Genomic DNA, 1189 nt, shown 5'->3' with positions numbered 1-1189 from the left:
TGACCAAGTCCTTAAAGATCAGTTGACCCCAGCTATTTCCGCGCGCCTGCACAAGCAGTCCACCTTCCGAAAGCCCGCCAAGTTGGATCGGTGCGAAACCGAGATTTTCCGCAAGCGCACCCATCTCCGCGGCGGCGCCGTCATCGTCGCTGGCCAGGAACACGACTCGCCTGCCGCCATGGTCGGCCGGATCTTGTTCAAGGACGGCCGCGCCCAAATGGTTGAAGCCCTTGACGAGTCTTGCACCAGTGAAGGCCTGCGCGACGACCTTGGAAGAAGGCTGTCCTCCCAGTTCCTCAGGGGGCACGCCGTAGGCATTGGTCACATCGATGATGGTCTTTCCCTTCCAGGTCGGCAGCGCCTTCGCGACATCCGGGTGCGACTCGAAACGGACGGCCAAAAAGACGATGTCCGCCTTGACCGCTTCCGCCAGTTTTTTGGGAATGATCGTGGGTCCGATCGCGGCCGCAGCGGATGCAAAGCTTTCCGGGTCGCGCGTGGTTGCAACGGATACTTCGATGCCATTGCGGGCAAACGCCTTGGCCAGGGCCTGGCCGATCTTGCCGAAGCCGATAATTGCGTAGCTCATAAACTTCTCCATTCCTCGGATCGGATCGTGTCCGATGGACTTCATTGCTTTCACTGTTGGTTCCGCGCATCGCACGTACGCGTTCAACCCAGTTCAAAGGAGGCGCGTGTCGGCCGGCGCATGCTTAAGGTCGTCGTGACGGCCGTCGTTATATTTCAACGATTTGACGAGTTGGTCGGCGTCTTGCTCGATACCGTCCAGCGTGGCGATAGCCACGGCGTAGAACTTACCTCCGTTTCCCTCTGCGAAGGTGCGGACACCGCAGGTCTTGCAGAAGCGATAGTGAAGGTGGGCCTCGGATTTGCCGGGCGGAATCCACGTGTAATCGGACAGCTGGTCTTCGCCTTTTTCGACTTTAAAATCTTCAGGCCCCACGATCGCGAACCAAAAGCGCGACTTGGTGCAAATCGAGCAATTGCAGCGCGTCGTTCCTTCATCGAAGTCAATCTTGGCCTCAAAGGCGACCGCACCGCAGTGACACGAGCCGTGGAAGGTTTTCTTCGCCATCGTGTTTCCTTGGTCCGCTTTGAGTAGAGAGTCGAAAAGCCCCCTTTCGGAGCCCTACCGGCATCGAGATTCGCTGAAAGGTTGGGACTTGAG

The 1189-nt window shown here is 58.2% G+C and carries 2 protein-coding genes; both read right to left on the bottom strand.

Features of this window, described 5'->3' with window-relative positions; translation table 11 throughout:
• A partial coding sequence (locus HDE79_RS21765; RefSeq protein ID WP_184605315.1) for an NADPH-dependent F420 reductase occupies positions 1–589 on the bottom strand: 589 nt, incomplete at its 3' end.
• Between the two features lie 93 nt (positions 590–682).
• A complete protein-coding gene (locus HDE79_RS21760) occupies positions 683–1096 on the bottom strand; it encodes a GFA family protein (protein ID WP_184605313.1) in 414 nt (137 codons plus the stop codon).
• Positions 1097–1189 lie beyond the last annotated feature (93 nt).

This window comes from Rhodanobacter sp. MP1X3, assembly GCF_014207165.1.
GTDB lineage: Bacteria > Pseudomonadota > Gammaproteobacteria > Xanthomonadales > Rhodanobacteraceae > Rhodanobacter.
The sequence above is the reverse complement of the archived record's forward strand: the minus strand, read 5'-3'. Positions and strand labels throughout refer to the sequence as shown.